Source organism: Weissella tructae, assembly GCF_000732905.1.
Taxonomy (GTDB): Bacteria; Bacillota; Bacilli; order Lactobacillales; family Lactobacillaceae; genus Weissella; species Weissella tructae.
Map to the genome: position 1 here is coordinate 123,668 of NZ_CP007588.1, position 18,081 is coordinate 141,748.

Consider the following 18,081-nt stretch of genomic DNA (forward strand, 5'->3'; position numbering starts at 1 on the left):
AAGGAACAATGATGAAAGCTGATTTACGTGTTGAAATGGGGACTCACGTACTTACTTTAAAGAGCTCACGCATGCTGGAAAACTTACGTATCAGCATGAAAAAGCGAGAGCTTGATTGGTTATGTGAAACGTCAGGCAACGAATTTATCTATACGTTAAGTTATGACCAAATTGGTGCCTTCTTTGAAGGACAAAAAATGGAAATGGCAACGATTAGTTATCAAGATGATGGTCAATGGACCATGTTATCTGTGAATGATTTCAATATGACATTCGGTGAGACGCTAACGCACGTTTTTGAAAATAATAAAATTTCAATGTACGTCAGTATGTTAGCAACTCTCCGAGTAGGCTGGAATTGGTTTGGTGCTACGGCAGCATTGACTGACCAACGAAAAATCCAACATTACGAAATGACATCAGAAGGTCTTTTGATTGATTTTATGATTGAGACACGCTATTTCAAACCAGTGTGTGTGGATGTCGTGGCGGTGGGAGAGTTACTGGATGCACCCATACGTTATGCTGTTAAGGATATTCAAAGTAGTAAAGTGTCTGCAGAAAAATATGTGAATACGTTGAAAGTACTTGTTCCTGAACGCGATTTAGATATGATGCGCCAAAAAGTATCACAATTTGAATTAGTACAAAAAAAACTTCAGTTCAAATTTAATATTGTCCTTTCCGAGTATCCTCTTAGCAAAGAAACGCAGGCTTGGACCATTGATGAGAATGTAATCTTGGAAAATCCATTAATTGGAACATCTATTGATGACAAGAAGGTACTAAGTTTTGCGAGTTCCTTGTCTAACGATGGCAATCTTGTGTTTATGCCAAGTGTGGTAGCCCATGATGAATTTGAAAAGCAACGTCAGTGGTTGTTGAATAATCATGGAAAAATTGAGACGAATAAAATTGTGTTAGTTGACCAAGGGTCGGAAAACGGCCGCACAGAGATTAGAGAATTATTTAAGTCATTGATTGCGCTGGGACATCAGAATGTTTATTTGATTACGGATGATCAATTTAAGGTAATATGGACGCAATCGGAATTACCATATGTCGTTTACAGTCACACCATGGCACACTTGGAGTTATATCCAGAGATTAAAACCGTCATTTGGTCTGATACCCCCCGTAGTTTAGTACCTTTAGGTGCGCAAAAAATGAAGAAGTTACCAGAAATAAAGCAACATATGTACCTTGTTTTTGATTTGGAATCACAAATCAAAGATGAAGGGTTCAATCCGGTAATGACAGATGGTGTCCATTTTATCGTTGGAAACAAGCAGACTAAGCATTTAGTTAAACAAGTATATCCTAATGCGAAGAAAATTCATCTGACAGGCCTACCATCATATTCAAAACTAGAAAAAAACAATCCAATGATTCAATCTAGCGGGATTGGGCTGTCTGTGACGACTGAAATGGCGGAACTACTTCGAAATGTTAATTCTGAAATAATCTTTAGCACAGTCAAAGAGCGTGATAATTTGAGGCAATATCATGTTATTTTAACGGATAACTATGTAGTGGCTAAAAAAGCTAGTGTTTTGGGTGTTCCAGTAGTTTATATTGATAGTGCCTTAACAGCTGAAACTGTGGATCATTTTTATCGTTTATCAGGTCCTGTTATTCGTGATATTCAAACTGGATGGCCAATTCTACGTGAAGTATTTTCGGAGGCCTTTGATTTTAAGCCGTATATTACACATGCGCAAAATAATTTGAATGAATTCCATGATGATAACGCATCACAACGTATCTCAGAAATTTTGTGAATCAATTGAAAAAATAATTTTTTTCAGGCTCATTTAATACTTGCCCCGTATATTAATTATTCTGTATAGCCCATAAAACGGTTTGACGCTATGAGCGTAGAAATGAGGAATATAATGGAGCAGTTTATTGAGACCGCAATCAGCCAATATGGTTACTTGGCCATTGCCCTTTTGATTACCCTAGAGAATGTGTTTCCACCGATTCCATCTGAATTAATTTTAACTTTTGCTGGATTTGTGACCTATTCAACTGACTTGTCAATTGTAGGGGCGGTGCTAGCAGCAACAGTTGGTGCTGTTTTAGGTGCGACGATTCTGTATTGGATTGGAACGTATCTAGACATGGAACGTTTAGAACAATTGGTTAATAGCCGCTTAGGACGTATTTTACGATTGCGTTTGGCTGATTTCCAAAAAGCAGAAGAACATTTCATGAAGCATGGACGTGCGGCGGTGTTCTTTGGTCGTTTCGTACCGATTGTGCGTAGCATGATTTCTGTTCCAGCAGGAATGACAGGGATGCCATTTGGTCGTTTCTTGATGTACACAACATTAGGAACGTTGATTTGGAATACTGTGTTAGTTTCATTAGGACACTTTGCTGGTCGTGCTTGGACACAAGTGTTGGCGGCGGTTGATAATGTAACGTCAATTATGACGGTTGTTTTGATTATCGTCTTTATTATTGGTGGAATTATCTACCTAGTACGTCGTAATAAAGAAAGTGCCTCATAAAAATAAAATAAAAAAAGCAGTAAACGGGATTTGGTTCCGTTTACTGCTTTTTTTGATTAAAACCGAAAGATAAACAGATTGATAGGTATAAAAAAACGATTCCAATAAATTGAAGTCGTTGTATCACTTATTTCTTAGTGTGGAAAAGTGCGATTAGTAGGTAGTAAATACCTAGTAGGTCTGCGAAAACACCTAAGATAATTGATTGAGTGCTGCTAGATACTTGTGGGAAGATGGTTAGGTACATCCCCATCAAAATACCAAGAACTCCGATTGCGATACTGACAAGCGTTGCCAATTGCTTAGTAATTCAGGTGCCCATGTTTGGGCCAAGATGCTAATGGCGTTAAATAGTACCCAGAAGCCAAAGACAAGCCCTAGGAACTCGCTCGTAACGTCTTGACGGAATAACATAATCAAACCAATGACAAGGCTTAGCAAGGCGCTTACTAGGAAGCTACCACGTAATGCTTGGCTCTTAGTGAATAACATGACGTCGAGCACGGCGATAAAGAGTGCGTAAATCGCAAATAGGGCACTCATTGTTGCTAATCCCTTAGTTGAGAAGGTGAAAGCAAAGATTCCCAAAACAATGGCGATCATTCCCGCTGCAAAGAATAGCTTACGTGTTAAATCATTTAGTGTTAAGTGTTGTGGTTGATTGACATACGTTGTGTTTGTCGTTGGTGTTTGATCCATAGTAATAGTCCATCCCATATCTTGTTATAGTACTTTAAATTTATCAGTCTTGTGAATAAAGGTCAAATGTATAAAAAAAAGACGCCGAAGCGTCTTTAATGGCTTAGAACCAAGCAGAGATTAATTCAGGTAGACCGTATAGATCTAGTCCAATCAAAATCACAACAGATGTCCAAGCGATAAACTTAATAATTGGGCCGTTTGCGTATTCACCCATGTACTTCTTACTTGATGTGAAGTATACAAGTGGCACCATTGAGAATGGTAGGGCAATTGATAGGAAGACTTGTGAGTTAACCATCAATGTATCCAAGGCATGTTCGTTACCACCGTACATAACAGTACAGATCATAACTGGGATAATCGCTACCAAACGTGTTAGCAAACGACGAGCCCAAACAGGCATCTTCAAGTGAATGAACCCTTCCATAACAATTTGTCCAGTCAATGTTCCAGTAATTGTAGAGTTTTGACCAGATGCTAGCAAAGCAACCGCAAACAATGTTGATAGCAATGGTGAGGCAATCGCACCAGCTAATGTTGGGTCTTGCAAGGCATCATATAGCGCACGGAAAGTTTCTAGACCTTCACCGCGACCAAAGAACATCGCAGCCCCGACCAACAATAGCAACATGTTAATGATGAAGGCAATCGTCAATTGAATGTTTGAGTCAATTGCTGAGAACTTCAATGCTTGCTTCACTTCACCATCATCTTGACGGTTAATCTTACGTGTTTGTGACAATGATGAGTGTAGGTACAAGTTGTGTGGCATAACTGTCGCACCAATGATACCAAGTGCCAATGTCATCGCACCCTTGTCCATGAAGATTTCTTGGTGTGGTACCAAGTTTTCAACCATTTGTTCCAAATCAGGGTTAGCCAACCAGACTTCGTATGTGAAGACTCCTAGGATAACGATGATTAGCGTAATAACAATGGCTTCAATCTTACGGAATCCAAGTTTTGTCAGGAACAATAGAAGGAAGACGTCTAAGATTGTTAGCGCAACACCCCAAACTAGTGGAATGTTGAACAACAAGTTTAGGGCGATGGCCGCCCCGATAACTTCGGCGATATCGGTAGCCATGATGGCTAATTCAGCGATAATCCAAAGCATAATCCCAACAGGCTTGTTTGTTAACGAACGTGTCGCTTGCGCCAAGTCTTGTTGAGTTACGATTCCTAGCTTAGCTGACATGTATTGTAGCAACATGGCAATTAAACTTGAAAGTAGGATAACAGAACCTAGTAGGTATCCGTATTGTGCTCCACCGACGATTGATGTAACCCAGTTACCTGGATCCATGTATCCAACGGCAACCAATGCTCCGGGTCCTGAGAAGGCGAACAAAGTACGCCAGAATCCAGCATTTTTGGGAATTGAAACTGAACCATTCACGTCACCAAGGCTGGCATCATCTGATGTTGCAGCAGTGAAAAAACGGCTCGTTTTTGCTTGTGTTTTGGCTTCTTCAGCCGGGTTATTCTCGAGCATTGAGAATCCCTCCTCATATAACTTAATTCATTTTCAAACTTAAGTTACTCTTATGTTTGTCCTAGGTCAATACTTTTTCTTGATTCCACCAATGGTGAAATTTATTCGCTGAAAAATTTTCACGGATACGAATAATTAAATATATGACTAACAAAAAATCGTACAGCGTAACTAATGGTATAGTCGCGTGTACGATTTTTTATAGGGGGTAAACTAATTAAATTAGGGTTGTAACAACTTCTTCCAAATGAATTCCATGAGATCCCTTCAATAAGATGATATCTTGGTCTGTCAAAGTGGCTTTCAAATCGTTAGCTAGTGTGGCTTTGTCCGTCTTTTCGTAACGGTGTAGGTGACCAGCGTATCGGTCAGCTAATGCTGTTTCTAAATTGGCCATTAATTCACCAACTAGATACACATCCGTGATTGTTTGTGGGTCCAATGAAGACGCTAATTGGGCATGTAGATCTGGACCCGCTTCACCTAGCTCCAACATGTCACCCAATACAACAATACGACGTCCGTTTGTAGGTGCTGTGCTGAATAGGTTTAAGACCTCATGTGTGGCCGTTGGGTTAGAGTTGTAGACATCAGATAGGATTTGACCACCAAAGCTTCCAGATAGCCATTGTGTACGATTAGCGGTCATTGTAGCTGTTGCTAAACCTAAGGCCATCTTATCTGCAGGAATATCAAGTAGTGTTCCTACTGTGATAGCGGCTAATGCGTTGGCAACATTATAGTTACCACTCATTGGAATTGTGTAATTGTCACCAGCTGAAGTTGTGAACTTAGCTGATTGAGGTGTTGTTTCAATGTTTTCGGCAGACAAATCATTGCTTGCGTCTAATCCGAATGAACGCGCGTTTAAGTTTGGTAGGGCGTTAACACGCTCTGTTAGAAGCGGTTCATCCCCATTGTATACCAAGGTACCATCTGCTGGGATACCAGCCACGATTTCCATCTTACCGTCCGCGATGCGGTCACGAGTCTTAAAGAATTCGATGTGGGCTTCACCAATCATTGTCAAAACCGCAATATCGGGGTTAACCATTTCTGATAGCTTTGTCAAATCACCAGGGTGATCCATTCCCATTTCAACTATCAACAATTCTGTATCAGCAGGCATGGCTAGGATGGTTGTTGGGACACCAATTTCGTTGTTGAAGTTGTTGGGTGTCTTGGTTGTCTTGTAGATCGTTGCACCGATGGCAGCGATGAAGTCCTTAGTCGTCGTTTTTCCGTTTGAACCAGAAACAGCGACAATCTTTGGTGCGACTTGCTTCAAATAAGCAGCAGCTAGCGCTTGGAAAGCCGCTAGTGTGTCGTCAACTAAGATTGTCGGAATGTTCGTTGGGTAGGGTGTGTGATCACGTTGCCAAAGGGTTGCACTGGTACCATTATCGATGGCGCTTGTTAAATAAGCATGCCCATCGTTATCTGCAATTAAGGGGATGAATAGGCTACCTTGTCCAGCTGTACGTGAATCAAAAGTAGTTGATGTGACAGTGATGTCTGCTGGGTTAATGAATTCAGCATTTAGTAGGTCCGCGATGTTTTGAGCAGAAAGTTTCATGGCTTTAAGTTCCTTTTATTGATTTTACTTTAATTTTACACTGCTAAGGAATACAAGAGCAAATTTATCTCAAATTGTTGTATACTTATAAGGATACATAACTGATAAAACAAACAGTGGGGAAGCCCATTTAAAAACAAGAGGTGGAAACATGGCTAAAGGAATCGGAATCGATTTAGGAACGGCAAACGTTCTGATTTACGTAGAGGGCGAAGGAATTGTTTTGAACGAACCTTCTGTCGTTGCGGTAGATACGAAAACAGATAAGGTATTGGCAGTCGGATCAGACGCTTACCGCATGGTTGGTCGTACACCCGGAAATATCCGTGCTGTGCGTCCATTGCAAGATGGTGTTATCTCAGACTTTGATATGACAGAAGCAATGTTGTCATACTTCATGTCTAAGTTGAATGCACGTGGTTTGCTATCACGTCCAAACATCATGGTGTGTGCACCAACTAACATTACAGAAATTGAACGCAAGGCGATTATCGAAGCTGCTGCTAAGTCAGGTGGCGGAAAGGTATTCTTGGAATACGAACCAAAGGTTGCGGCTGTTGGAGCTGGTTTGAACATCTTCTCACCAATTGCCTCAATGGTTATCGACATGGGTGGTGGAACATCAGACATCGCTGTTTTGTCTTTGGGAGACATTGTTGAAAGTGCCTCAATCCGTATGGCCGGAGACAAGTTGAACGCTGATATCTCTAACTACATCAAGCGTGTTCACAATTTGCAAATTGGGGAACGTACAGCTGAAACAGTTAAGATGACAATTGGAACAGCTTTGCAAAAGGCTGAACCAAAGGTGATGGAAGTCCGTGGACGTGATATGTTCTCAGGAATGCCAAGCACAATTGAAATTAACGAAAACGAAATTGAAATCGCGATTCATGATACATTGGCCCGCGTTGTAGAAGCTGCACACGAAGTGTTGGCACGTTTGCAACCAGAACTAGCCGCTGACATCATTGATCGTGGAATTGTTCTAACTGGTGGTGGTGCTTTGCTATCAGACATGGATCAATTGCTAACAGAACGTTTGAACGTACCTGTTGTAATTGCTGACCAACCATTGAACAACGTTGCACGTGGAGCAGGTCAATTGCTTGACCACATGACAGACAAGTAAGGAGACATTATGGCACGTAATAACAAGCCAGTTGCTGTAGAAATGATTGATGCAGCCGATGGACGTACAGAAGTAAAGATTAACAAGGTATCACTTGGTTTCGTGGATGACACAAACAAGATTACTTTCTCTGATGGTCGTACAAATTCAGCCAGTGATTTTGATGAAGCAGTTGCAATGCTGATTGCTGACTTCAATCTACATCATTAAGCTGTAAGGGGGACAACATGTTAAAAAGATTTTTTAACACCGATGGAGAAATTGATTGGTCTATCATCTTTGTTGTCTTGATGTTAGCGTTGATTGGATTGGCTGCATTGTATGTAGCCGGATCACACGACACGAGTGCGACGATTAATGTGCAACGTATGGTCATGATGCAGGGAGCTTACTATGTCGTAGGTATCGGTGTTGTGGCACTTATCATGCAATTTGACTCGGAACAATTATGGCGCGTGGCCCCATATCTATTTATCATTGGTGTCATTTTGATGATTGGTGTTTTGTTCTTGTATAACAAAACGTATTACGATAATACAGGTGGGAAATGGTACGCGATTGGACCAGTTACCTTCCAGCCTGCCGAAGTGATGAAGCCGGCATTCATTATTATGTTTGCGCGCGTGATTGCGAACCATAATAGTGAATATCCAGAGCATACAATGCGTTCTGACAAAATTTTGTTTAAGCACATTATGATTTGGAGCTCAGGGATGATTTTCTTGATGCTCTTACAAAAAGACTTTGGAACAATGTTGGTGTTCTTGGCCATTATTTTTGGGATGACCATTGTATCAGGGATTACCTGGCGCATATTAGGTCCCATTATTGGTGTCGCTGCTGTATTAGGTGGGACAGCAATTTTGTTTGTTACGCAAACATGGGGTCGTCGTATTCTAGAAAGAATCGGTTTTAAAGCCTATCAATTTGATCGTGTCGATTCATGGTTGAATCCACAAGGTGATACAACCAATGCGGGATTCCAATTGTGGCAATCTATTAAAGCTGTTGGGTCTGGTGGATTGACTGGAACTGGGTTTGGTGTTTCTAATGTCCAAGTGCCCGTTCGTGAATCAGATATGATTTTCTCAGTTATTGGTGAAAATTTTGGTTTTGTAGGTAGTATGTTGGTGTTGATTCTATACTTCTTGTTGATTTATCAAATCTTCCAAGTTGTGTACGATACAGCGAACCAATTCTATGCCTACATTGCTTCAGGGGTGGTGATGATGTTAATCTTCCACATCTTTGAAAATATCGGGATGACAATTGGTTTGGTACCTTTGACAGGTATTCCATTGCCGTTCATCTCACAAGGTGGATCAGCTTTGATTGGTAATATGATTGGAATTGGGCTGGTGATGTCGATGCGTTACCACAACAAATCATTTACGTTATCAAATCAACGTGGATTCCACTAAACGTGATAAAATAGAAACGACCCTGATTATAAAGGGTCGTTTTTATTATGGTTAAAGGTCATAGAAAATTAAAATCGTTATTATAAGGGAGAACAAAGATGCTAACAATTGGATTTATTGGCGCTGGTAACATGGGGCAAGCAATGATGCAGGGTTGGGCTCCAAATCAAGAAATTAAGCAATTGGTGTACAGCACAACGATTGAAAAGTCCGAAGCTGTCGCTAAAAAAATTGGTGGTGAAGCGCGCGGTTCAATTATGGAATTGTGGCTGGAATCAGATATGGTGGTTGTTGCAGTACCACCAGTCGCATTAGATAAGATTGCTGTTGAAATTAAGCAAGCAGCGATGTTGAAGCCAAGTGTTATTTTGACATCCGTTGTGGGTGGGGTTGATCTAGCAAACTTACACCAAACATTTGGGGAACAATTGATGATTGTTCGTGCCCTACCAAATATCAATGTGGCGTTGCGTTATGGTTACACAGCATTGGCTTTTGATGCAACTGTGGACGCTGATACACGTGGTGCGATTGCAATGTTGTTCCTAGACTTTGGTCGTGCAGATGAATACCCTGAAGAACAATTCGGGGCAGTAAGTGCTTTGGCCGGATCTGGGCCAGCCTTTGTCGCAGCATTTACTGAAGCTATGATGAAGTCAGGTGTTGCGGCTGGGATTGATGCGGAAAAGGCAGAAAGTCTAGCTGTTCAAACTGTGGCTGGAACTGGTAAGAACATGATTGATTTGAAAAAGACACCAACTGACTTGGCTAATGAAGTGATGACACCTGGTGGTTCAACAGCAGCGGGATATGATGTCTTGTCAGTTGATTTGGATGCATTAGTGCGTGCAACTATCGATGCAACGATGATTAAAAACGCTGAAGCGAACGAAAATTAAATAAAAAACCAAAAAAATTAAAATAAATACCAAAAAAGGGTTGCACACCCTGTAAATACTTGGTATTATAGATTTTGTTGTTAAGGCAACGAAGTTTATGGCTCATTGGTCAAGTGGTTAAGACTCCGGTTTTTCACACCGGCATCCAGGGTTCAATTCCCTGATGAGCTATCAGATAAAAAGGCATCTACATTCGTGTAGGTGTCTTTTTTTGTTACAATTAAAGGGTATCAACTAAATGACTGAGAACATGAACAAAAGATCGGAGTAAGCGATGTTATTTTTAACAACAGATTTAGATGGGACTTTTTTACATGATGATCATGACTTTGATCGTGCGCGCTTTGAAAAGGTATTAGCAGCTTGGCGTGAACAAGGGAATCGTTTTGTCGTTGCGACTGGGCGTGAATACAAATGGGTTGCGTCTGTGTTTGCGGATTACCTAGCTGACATTGATGTGATTTCAAGTAATGGAACGGTTGTGACGTTGGCTGGTGAAGAACCACATATGGCAGCGATTGCGCCAGAAAGCCTAGCGGCGCTACAAAATATTATTGCGGAGATGCCGGTTAAGCCAAGTGGGTCAGTGCGTGCTTATACACAAAATGTCGTCCATCTATTAAAGACGGATGCATATGGTGAAATGGAAGCGGCGGATGTGGCTTTTATGACGCCGCTATATGATGACATTATTGGTATTGACGATTTGTTGGCGATTAAAGACGCCGTCTCAACTGTAACCGGTGTTTGGGCTGATCGAGATAGTAGTGAAGCGGTCTCTAAGGCAGTGAACGAGGCTAATATTGGTATCCACGCGACAACATCAGGCTATGGGGCGGTGGACTTCTTACCAAGTGGTGTAAATAAAGCGGAAGCGATTAAGCGTCTGTTGGCACATTATAAGGCGACGACCGATGATGTATTAGCCTTTGGTGATGGAATGAATGATCTGGAGATGTTGCAACTGGCTGGTCAAGCGCATGTCATGGCAAACGGGGATGATAAGTTACGTGTGTTTGATTTTGAAGAATTACCACACACGCATATGGAAGATGGTGTCTTGGTAAAGTGGGAATCAGTCATCTAAAAAACATCAGGTTTATGTTTGATTTATTTCAAAAGCGGTATGTTATTACTTAATTTTTATAATTAACGATATCGACAGCATACAGGGAGAGTAGTTATGGCATTTTTAGAATTAAGAGATATTTTTAAGTCATACTATATTGGGAAAGATGAATTTCCAGTTTTAAAAGGGATTGATTTGAATTTTGAATTGGGTGAATTTGTCTCAATTTTAGGTGAATCAGGTGGTGGAAAGTCTACCTTGATGAACATCATTGGTGGTTTGGACCGTAATTTTGATGGGCAAGTAACATTGGCTGGTCAAACATTGGACCACAAACAAGAGAAGCAATTAGATGAATACCGACGTTCAACGATTGGTTATATTTACCAAGCGTATAATTTAATTAATCACCTATCTGTCTTGGATAATGTCTTACTATCATTAGATATGACGACACTGTCACATAGTCAAAAGGTTGAGCGTGCTAAGGCATTGTTGGCGGATGTTGGTTTGTCTGATCAAATCAAAAAATATCCGAATCAATTATCTGGTGGTCAAAAGCAACGTGTCGCCATTGCGCGTGCCTTAGCGAAGGACCCTGATGTGATTATTGCGGACGAACCTACAGGTGCGTTGGACGCAGTTAACACACAGGAAGTCTTAGAAATCTTAAACAATATTGCGAAACAAGGTAAGTTAGTGATTACCGTGACGCACTCACAAGATGTTGCGGATAATGGAACCCGTATTGTTCGTTTGGTCGATGGTAAGATTGCGAGTGATGATATTGTTCGCCCTTATGAAGTACCAGCTGAACCAACGGAAAAAGCCTTTACGTCTAAGCCACTACGTTATATGGATAGCTTGCGTAGTTCATGGAAGCATCTATGGCGTACATTTGGTAAAAACTCATTGATTATTATTGGAACGGCGATTGGGTTGTTCGCGGTAATTCTATTTGGTGGATTGGGTAACGGGGTGAAGTCATATATTAATGATCAAGTGAATTCACTCGTTAATCCACAAGCGATTACAGTTATGAAAGCAGTCGATGATCAAAATATTGATCCGGCCAACTTTGATATGAGCAGTATGGGGATGTCAGACAAGCAAGTTGATGATTTGAAGAAAATCAAAAATGTAAATAGTGTTGAAGCGGGATATGAATTCCAAGGCGCGCAAATGTCTGGCTTGACTGAGAAGGCAGTAAATATGTCTAGCATTCGTAGCTGGACGTCACAATACAATGAAGACATGATTGTGGCGGGAAAGCCGGCACAAGCAAATGAAATGGTCGTTGATAAGAAGACTGTTGCTGAACGTGTTGATAAGAAGGATTGGAAGTCTGTTATCGGTAAGACGGTTAAGGTAACGTTTACGACCGCAGATAAGGATGGACTACCAGTCATTGTTGAGCATGATGTGAAAATCTCAGGGATTACTGAGAATGAACAAGGTGCTGTGAATGCGATGCAAGCAGATACAATGGCAAAGATTTTGAAGGATGCTGGCGCAGCATCTGAACCAGCATTCGTGGGTATGCAAGCCAACTCACGTGATGATGTTGAAACAATCCAAAAGGACATTGAAAACATCAAGGTTGATGGTAAGGCCGTGTACACTGTTATTACAGTGGGAACACTATTATCAACAGTTAACGTCTTTGTTGACCTAGCAACGAATGTTTTGGCGATGATTGCCGGTATTTCACTAATTGTTTCAGCGTTGATGATTATCGTCACGATGTACATGTCAGTGGCGGAACGTACTAAGGAAATTGGTATCTTGCGTGCACTTGGTGAATCAAAGCGCGATATTCGTCGCTTGTTTACAAGTGAATCAATCATGATGGGACTAATGGCCGCGACTTTGGCGACTGGATTAGCCTTTGGATTAGGTTCAGTGATGAATAAGGTGCTATATAATATTGCGCAATTCAATATGATTCAAATTGGTGTGGGAAATGTGGTTTCAACCTTTATTCTGGCACTAATCATTGCGTTCTTGGCAGCGTTGTTGCCAGCACGTCGTGCGGCAAAGTTGAATCCAATCGATGCATTGTCAGCTGATTAATTTAATAAAAGGAAGATCTACTGTTCAAAAGTAGGTCTTTTTTTACGTCTGGGGTCTTTGTACTGGAAAAATTGGACTATACCATATATAATAAAAGTATAAGTTACAGTTACTAACCAATTATGCGGAGGTAGAGGAAATGAGTAAGGTCTTAACACATGTAGCCATCTATACAGGTGATGAAGAAAATCCAGTTATCAAGGATGGGTTTATTCGTTTTGATACAACAATTGAAGCTATGGGAAGTATGAAGGCGTTCGTACCGCTTGCATCTGATGATGTAACACGTGGTGATCGTCAAGTGGTTGTGCCAGGATTCGTTGATGTGCATGCACACGGTGCATACGGTTTCGATACAATGGATGGGAAAGCATCTGACATCGTGAATATGGCACATGGGCAAATTACTGAAGGAATCACGTCAGTATTTCCAACAACAATGACACAAGCTGTTGAAAACATTGATCAAGCAATGTTGGCGATTAATGAAGCAGCGCAAGAAGAACCATCAATCGTTGGGGTTCATTTGGAAGGGCCATTTATCAACCCACACTACAAGGGTGCACAACCAGAACAATACATTATTGCCCCTTCAGTTGAATTGGTTGAAAAGTGGCACCACATGTCTGGGGACCGTGTGCGTTTGATTACGTACGCACCAGAACAAGCGGATGATCTAGCGGCCTTTGAAAGCTACTTGTTGGAAAACAACATTATTGGTTCAGTGGGACATTCAAATGCAACTCGCGAATTCTTGCAAAATGAATCAAAGGCAAGTCACATTACACACTTGTACAATGCGCAACGTCCAATGAGTCACCGTGAACCAGGTGTGGCCGGACATGCGATGTTGGAAAACAGTGTGCGTGCCGAAATGATCGTCGATGGATTCCACATCAAGCCTGACATGGTGAAGCTAGCTTACCAAATGAAGTCTGCTGACCGTATTGATTTGATTACAGATTCAATGCGCGCCAAGGGACTTGGGGATGGTGAATCTGAATTAGGTGGACAAAAGGTTTGGGTTGCTGACAAGCAAGCACGTCTTGAAGACGGAACTTTAGCTGGTTCAGTACTTGAATTTGACGATGCTTTCCGTAACATTATGGCCTTCACAGGGGCTAGTGTGCATGAAGCAGTTAAGATGTCATCAGTTAACCAAGCTGAAGAATTCGGTTTGACACAAAAGGGTGCCTTGCAAGTCGGTAAGGATGCTGACTTTAACGTGTTCAATGCTGATTTCTCTAACTTGGATGCAACTTACAGTCTAGGGCGTCGCTTTACTAAGGCTGATGCACCTAAAGGAGAAATGATTTAATGAAAGCTCCAGTTTATGTTCAAATTCACGATGATATTCGTGAAGCTATTGATGCTGGCCGTTGGCAAGCAGGAGATAAAATTCCGTCAGAACGTGAATTGGCTGATCAATTTGATGTGTCACGTATGACATTACGTCAAGCAGTGATGTTATTAGTAGATGAAGGAGTACTTGAACGCCGTGTGGGTTCAGGAACTTATGTTGCCGAACAAAAAGTGCAAGAAACTTTGAATGGACTAACATCATTTACTGATTTAATGGCAGCTATTGGTAAGGTCGCCACGACAAAGACAATCAGTTATCACATTGGTCAAGCAACTGCGTCAGAACAAAAGCGTTTAAATATGAATGAAGGCGATAATGTCCTTCGTATGGAACGTGTTCGTTATGGTAATGACGAACCCATCGCTTTTGAAGTCGCAGCTATTCCAGCTCGTTTGGTACGCGGACTATCTCGTGAATCACTTTCAAATTCTTTGTATCACACACTAGAAGTTGAACGTGATTTACATGTCAATTATGCCCGTCAAACAGTGACTGCCGCCGCTGTTACTGAACGTGTTGCAGACTTGTTGGATATTAAGCGTAGTGATCCAGTTTTGGTACTACGTCAGACAACATTTGCACAAAATGATGAACCATTTGAATATGTGCGTACCCAATATGTTGGGTCGCGTTTCGAGTTTTATTTGGAGCGTTAATTCTTGCTTGCATGATTTACGCTATTTTGCTATGATAATGAAAGTGTTGAAAACTGCAGCGGATTACCCGCAAGCTCGTCAACAATTTATCGACCTGTTTCAAATTTATGGCAGTGAAAAAGCTAGTACCCGCGCTGCAGCGGTGAAAGTTAGGATAAATTGCACGAATGTGAGGTAATTCTCCTAGAATTCAACAAAAATATAAATTCTGGAGGACATTTACATGTCACGTTATACTGGACCAAAGTACCGTTTGTCACGTCGTCTTGGCGTATCATTGTCAGGTACAGGTAAGGAACTTGCACGTCGCCCATACGCACCTGGAGATCAAGGAAATGGACGCCGTAGCAAGCTATCTGATTACGGAATTCAATTGGCTGAAAAGCAAAAGGTACGTTTCACGTACGGTTTGACTGAACGTCAATTCCACAACTTGTTCAACAAGGCCGGTCGTGTTCGTCAAGGAACACACGGTGAAAACTTCATGATCTTGTTGGAACGTCGTTTGGACAACATGGTTTACCGTTTGGGATTGGCATCTACTCGCCAACAAGCGCGTCAACTTGTTAACCACGGTCACATCTTGGTAGATGGAAAGCGTGTTGACATTGCTTCATACGAAGTTGCTGTAGGTCAAGAAATCTCAGTTCGCGAAAAGTCACGTAACAACGTTCACTTGGTTGCATCATTGGATGCCCAAGCTGGAACTTTGCCATTCGTTGAATTTAACCGCGACACAATGACTGGTTCATTGGTACGTTTGCCAGAACGTTCAGAACTAGACAACGATTACAATGAATCATTGATCGTTGAATACTACAACAAGTTGGGATAATTTTTATTATCACGATGCGTCGTACAAAAAGTCTCAAGTCTCGTACTTGGGGCTTTTTTGTTTGTCCAAAAACATAGAAAAAAGATTAATGAACGGATTTGTCTATCTTTATTGGTATACACATTTATATCAAATATATGTCTATTACTTTTAGTATGTAATATTTCTTGTTTACGGGTCTTTCTGTATGGAAATGTTTAAAAATGTGTGAGAGATGAGACTATTTTAAAAACCAATCCATTAAAAAAAAGTAAAGAAAGACAAGTAAACCTAAAAGAAACGGTAAAAACAAGCATGAAATTGATAGGCGTGATAATCTAGAGTTAATAAAGTCTGGACAAAGGGAGTTAGGTGGTTTTGAGACCATCAGAATGTGACTGAGTATGACACAAATTGGACATATCGTAATCGGCCTAATTGTTGTATCTGCAGCAATTTATTTAATCATTTTTTTGGCGCAATACGTGACGAAGCGTAAAGTTGCGGATTTAATTGTGCGTAAAGAAAAATTGATGACCATTCCCATGCGTGATCGCTTGGTAAAAGGACGTCAGATGAGTTTGACTGGACAATCATTACGCCAATTTGAAATTTTGGAACGTAAATATGTCACGTTAGAGACAGAAGGTTTCGCAGAAATCGATGATTTAGGGAATGCTGTCGTGTATGAATCACGTGGTTTAAATTTTGTGAAGTCAGCGCAAAGTTTGCGTCGTTTGCAAAATACAATCCGTGAAGCAGAAGCAACAATCGATATCGTGAATCAAGGATTGAGTGACTTAGAACAATTAGATATTGCACATAAGAAAGCTGTAGCTGACTTGGAAGGTAAGTATCAAGCTGTTCGTACGCAATTGTTGTCTGAACGTGAACAATATGGACCAGCCTTACCTGAATTGGAAAATGTGTTGGACTCATTGGAAGAAGATTTTAATGAATTTGCGCGTTTAACTGAAGAAGGTGATCATGCTGCTGCGGCACAAGTATACGAAACGCTAGGTATGGAGACGACGCAACTAGAACAACGTATGCAACAATTACCAGCATTAGTCCATACGCTAGAAGAGGTTATGCCTGATCAATTAACTGAATTACATGAAGGGTACCAACACATGTTGGGAACTGGATTTAAGTTCAACATTGACGTTGATACAGAATTGAGTGATATCGAAAAGTCACGCCAAGTTGGTGTAACTGCATTAAGCAATCTCCAACAACGTGCAACTTCAGAAGCGATTGACCAAACAGCTGAAAAGATTGATACGCTATATGCCTTGTTTGAAGCAGAATTTGATGCCTCACAACAAGTCGTATCAGATGATCAACAATTGGGCGAATACGCTCGTCATGATCACAAGTTGAACCATGAATTAGAAATCGAAATTGACCGTCTATCACAAGACTTCATTTTCACTAAGAGTGAAGCTGCACAAGTGCGTGGCTGGAAGTCTGAACTATTGAATGTGGATACAGCATTGCGCGCGATGCGTAAAGCGATCAAGGCAAAAGATGTTGTGTATTCAAGCTTATTAGGACCACAAGCAGCGATGCATGCTGACCTTGAAAAGATTGAAGAAGCGCAAGTCGCTATGCTCCATGAATTTAAGGAACTACCATTACTTTTGAAGCAAGAACGTGATCGCTTGGTACGTTTACAAGAAAAGATGCGCCAAATCCAACGTTCTGTTGAGCGTCAAGCGTTGGCGGGTGTACCTAAGAGTTACATGGATCAATTCTATGTGGTGACTGATGAATTAAGCCGTGTGGAAAAGCAATTGCAACTGAACCGCGTTGATTTAGATGATATTCAACGTCAATTAAGTGTTGTAGCAGCGGATCTAGATACGCTTGATGAAGCAACAAATGATTTGATTGAAGCGGCAACAGTGACTGAACGATTAGTTCGTAAGGCTTCTACATTCCCAGAGAATGAAACGCTAGAACAAGCAACTGGGATGGCAAAGCATTACTACGAAAGTGAATTTGATTATCCTAAGGCGATGCAAGTCTTAGCGGATGCATTGGAACCATTGGTGCCAGGTATTCTAAAACAAACGATTAACACATACCGTCAAGAACAAGCTACCCTAAAGGCTGAATTTGCGGAAAAAGAATCAACACGTTCTTTGAACTAAAAAAATAGACTGTTACACGATGAAGATGGTGTAACAGTCTATTTTTCTTTAGTCATGAATATGCTTCAGATTGTGTTTTAGTGTTTGCCAGCCCTTTAGCAGTAGGTGTAGTAATGCCGTGAGTTTAAGTATGGCAATAGTAAAAGCGGGGATTAATATAGCATACGGATTTTTTGCTTGTAGTAGTATAGCGCCAAATAGCGCGATAT

General features: G+C 41.0%; 16 protein-coding genes and 1 tRNA gene. 13 read left to right on the plus strand and 4 right to left on the minus strand.

The window, feature by feature from the left end:
- The first annotated feature begins 8 nt into the window (after positions 1 to 8).
- On the plus strand, positions 9 to 1,781 hold the full coding sequence (locus tag WS08_RS00585) for a hypothetical protein (protein ID WP_144242005.1): 1,773 nt from the start codon (positions 9 to 11) through the stop codon (positions 1,779 to 1,781).
- Positions 1,782 to 1,895: 114 nt separating this feature from the next.
- Positions 1,896 to 2,516: a DedA family protein gene (locus WS08_RS00590; RefSeq protein WP_009495635.1), complete on the plus strand. Its 621-nt coding sequence runs from the start codon at positions 1,896 to 1,898 to the stop codon at positions 2,514 to 2,516.
- Positions 2,517 to 2,643: 127 nt separating this feature from the next.
- Here WS08_RS00590 and WS08_RS07020 read toward each other — a convergent pair whose 3' ends face one another.
- The 4 genes from WS08_RS07020 to WS08_RS00605 all read right to left on the minus strand — a co-directional run bounded on the left by WS08_RS07020 (position 2,644) and on the right by WS08_RS00605 (position 6,289).
- Entirely contained in the window at positions 2,644 to 2,769 is a 126-nt protein-coding gene (locus WS08_RS07020; RefSeq protein ID WP_471628484.1) for a hypothetical protein, read from the minus strand.
- Complete coding sequence (locus WS08_RS00595) at positions 2,769 to 3,215, minus strand: DUF308 domain-containing protein (protein WP_051747824.1); 447 nt, start codon at positions 3,213 to 3,215, stop codon at positions 2,769 to 2,771. The genes WS08_RS07020 and WS08_RS00595 overlap by 1 nt, the downstream gene beginning before the upstream one ends.
- A 103-nt stretch (positions 3,216 to 3,318) precedes the next feature.
- Positions 3,319 to 4,713 (minus strand): Nramp family divalent metal transporter, encoded by a 1,395-nt coding sequence (locus tag WS08_RS00600; RefSeq protein WP_009495628.1) that lies wholly within the window; start codon positions 4,711 to 4,713, stop codon positions 3,319 to 3,321.
- A gap of 217 nt (positions 4,714 to 4,930) precedes the next feature.
- The gene (locus WS08_RS00605) at positions 4,931 to 6,289 is read right to left on the minus strand and encodes a UDP-N-acetylmuramoyl-tripeptide--D-alanyl-D-alanine ligase (RefSeq protein WP_009495627.1); all 1,359 of its coding nucleotides are present in this window, start codon (positions 6,287 to 6,289) and stop codon (positions 4,931 to 4,933) included.
- Positions 6,290 to 6,440: 151 nt separating this feature from the next.
- Between WS08_RS00605 and mreB the strand changes: the two genes are divergently transcribed.
- From mreB to WS08_RS00660, 11 genes are all read left to right on the plus strand, one after another.
- Positions 6,441 to 7,421 carry a rod shape-determining protein gene (gene mreB, locus WS08_RS00610; protein ID WP_009495626.1) on the plus strand — a complete coding sequence of 327 codons (981 nt, stop codon included), beginning with the start codon at positions 6,441 to 6,443 and terminating at the stop codon, positions 7,419 to 7,421.
- A gap of 9 nt (positions 7,422 to 7,430) precedes the next feature.
- Entirely contained in the window at positions 7,431 to 7,631 is a 201-nt protein-coding gene (locus WS08_RS00615; RefSeq protein ID WP_009495624.1) for a DUF2969 family protein, read from the plus strand.
- 17 nt (positions 7,632 to 7,648) lie between these two features.
- Positions 7,649 to 8,842, plus strand: a complete 1,194-nt coding sequence (locus WS08_RS00620) for an FtsW/RodA/SpoVE family cell cycle protein (RefSeq protein WP_009495623.1) — start codon at positions 7,649 to 7,651, stop codon at positions 8,840 to 8,842.
- Between the two features lie 98 nt (positions 8,843 to 8,940).
- Positions 8,941 to 9,741 (plus strand): pyrroline-5-carboxylate reductase family protein, encoded by an 801-nt coding sequence (locus WS08_RS00625; RefSeq protein ID WP_009495621.1) that lies wholly within the window; start codon positions 8,941 to 8,943, stop codon positions 9,739 to 9,741.
- 99 nt (positions 9,742 to 9,840) lie between these two features.
- Positions 9,841 to 9,912, plus strand: a tRNA-Glu gene (locus WS08_RS00630).
- 103 nt (positions 9,913 to 10,015) lie between these two features.
- Complete coding sequence (locus tag WS08_RS00635) at positions 10,016 to 10,828, plus strand: HAD-IIB family hydrolase (RefSeq protein WP_009495615.1); 813 nt, start codon at positions 10,016 to 10,018, stop codon at positions 10,826 to 10,828.
- A 96-nt stretch (positions 10,829 to 10,924) separates the two neighbouring features.
- Entirely contained in the window at positions 10,925 to 12,883 is a 1,959-nt protein-coding gene (locus WS08_RS00640; protein ID WP_009495613.1) for an ABC transporter ATP-binding protein/permease, read from the plus strand.
- A 139-nt stretch (positions 12,884 to 13,022) separates the two neighbouring features.
- Complete coding sequence (nagA, locus tag WS08_RS00645; protein ID WP_009495612.1) at positions 13,023 to 14,201, plus strand: N-acetylglucosamine-6-phosphate deacetylase; 1,179 nt, start codon at positions 13,023 to 13,025, stop codon at positions 14,199 to 14,201.
- Positions 14,201 to 14,902 (plus strand): GntR family transcriptional regulator, encoded by a 702-nt coding sequence (locus WS08_RS00650; protein WP_009495606.1) that lies wholly within the window; start codon positions 14,201 to 14,203, stop codon positions 14,900 to 14,902. Before nagA ends, WS08_RS00650 begins: the two co-directional genes overlap by 1 nt.
- A gap of 223 nt (positions 14,903 to 15,125) precedes the next feature.
- Positions 15,126 to 15,737 (plus strand): 30S ribosomal protein S4, encoded by a 612-nt coding sequence (gene rpsD / locus WS08_RS00655; RefSeq protein ID WP_009495605.1) that lies wholly within the window; start codon positions 15,126 to 15,128, stop codon positions 15,735 to 15,737.
- A gap of 383 nt (positions 15,738 to 16,120) precedes the next feature.
- A complete protein-coding gene (locus tag WS08_RS00660) occupies positions 16,121 to 17,872 on the plus strand; it encodes a septation ring formation regulator EzrA (protein WP_009495604.1) in 1,752 nt (583 codons plus the stop codon).
- The last annotated feature ends 209 nt before the right edge of the window (positions 17,873 to 18,081 follow it).